The sequence below is a fragment of the Streptomyces sp. R818 genome, assembly GCF_056172735.1.
Genome location: NZ_JAOCNE010000013.1, coordinates 161,199 through 162,901 on the forward strand (window position 1 = coordinate 161,199; position 1,703 = coordinate 162,901).

General features: G+C 71.1%; 2 protein-coding genes. Both read right to left on the reverse strand.

All coding sequences use genetic code 11. The features are described from left to right. On the reverse strand, window positions 1-505 hold a 505-nt coding region (locus tag N5I75_RS30170), incomplete at its 3' end, for an SDR family NAD(P)-dependent oxidoreductase (protein ID WP_476682626.1). A gap of 26 nt (window positions 506-531) precedes the next feature. Further along, the coding region (locus N5I75_RS30175; RefSeq protein ID WP_476682628.1) for a DUF6421 family protein at window positions 532-1,703 on the reverse strand (1,172 nt) is incomplete at its 5' end.

Below are 1,703 nucleotides of genomic sequence, written 5' to 3' on the forward strand. Positions count from 1 at the left end.
AGTACGCGGCGTTGCCCGCGGTCGGCTTCGAGGCGCCCGCGGCGCTGATCAGCAGGTAGCGGCCGCGCTCGGAGCGGCCGAGCGGCTCCTGGAAGGCGAGCGAGGTGTGCTGCACCGTGCGGATCAGGAGCTTTTCCAGCAGGTCCCAGTCGGCGAGGTCGGTCTCGGCGAAGTTCTTGCTGCCGCGCCAGCCGCCCACGAGGTGGACCAGGCCGTCGACGCGGCCGAAGTCCTTCTCGATACGGGCGGCCCACGCGCACGTGGCGTCGAGGTCGAGCAGGTCCACGGTGTCGCCTATGACGGTGGCGCCGCCGTGCGCGTAGCGCGCCTCGTCGACCGCCTCGGCGAGCCGCTCCGGGTCCGCGTCGGCGCCGACGACCGTGGCGCCCGCCTCCGCGAGCCGCTTCAGCGCGGCGCGGCCGGCCGGTCCGGCGGCCCCGGCGACCGCGATCACGGCGCCGTCGAGGAAGTCCCTGGTGCCACGGGTGGCGTCGGTGTCGGTCATGGCAGTCGCCTCCTGTACGGAATTGCTCACGCGGCGACCCGCTCCCGGCCCGCCGCGGTGATCCCCTTGGTGGAGGCGATCACGGTCTTCAGCTTCTTGGACAGGGCCTCGTAGAACATGCTGAGCGGGAATTCGTCCGGGAGCACCTCGTCCACGAGTTTGCGCGGCGGCAGGCTCGTGTCCAGGGCGTCGGGGCCCTTGGCCCAGCGGGAGCCCGGGTGCGGGGCGAGGTAGGTGGAGACCAGGTCGTAGGCGGCGAACCAGTGCACGAGCTTCGGGCGGTCGATGCCGTCGCGGTACAGCGTCTCGATCTCACCGCAGAGCTGGTTCGTCACCTCGGGGGCGCGGTCCCAGTCGATGTGCAGCTTGTTGTCCGTCCAGCGCACGACGTCGTGCTTGTGCAGGTAGGCGAAGAGGAGCTGGCCGCCAAGGCCGTCGTAGTTGCGGACGCGCTCGCCGGTGACCGGGAAGCGGAACATGCGGTCGAACAGCACGGCGTACTGGACGTCGCGGCCCTGCGGGACGCCGTCGGCCTCCAGCTTCACGGCCTCCTTGAAGGCGGTGAGGTCGCAGCGCAGCTCCTCCAGGCCGTACATCCAGAACGGCTGGCGCTGCTTGATCATGAACGGGTCGAAGGGCAGGTCGCCGTGGCTGTGCGTGCGGTCGTGGACCATGTCCCACAGCACGAACGCCTGCTGGCAGCGGTCCTGGTCGCCGACCATCGCCGCGATGTCGGCGGGCAGCTCGACGCCGAGGATGTCGACGGCCGCCTCGGTGACGCGGCGGAAACGGGCCGCCTCGCGGTCGCAGAAGATGCCGCCCCACGAGAAGCGCTCCGGGGCCTCGCGCACCGCGATCGTCTCGGGGAAGAGCACCGCCGAGTTCGTGTCGTAGCCCGAGGTGAAGTCCTCGAAGGTGATGCCGCAGAACAGCGGGTTGTCGTAGCGGGTCGCCTCCAGCTCGGCGAGCCACTCCGGCCACACCATGCGCAGGACGACGGCCTCAAGGTTGCGGTCCGGGTTGCCGTTCTGCGTGTACATGGGGAAGAGCACGAGGTGCTGGAGGCCGTCCCGGCGCTGGGCCGCGGGCTGGAAGGCGAGCAGCGAGTCGAGGAAGTCCGGCACCTCGTACCCGCCGTCCGCCCAGCGGCGCAGGTCGCGGGTGAGGGCCTCGTGGTACGCGGCGTCGTGCGGAAGGA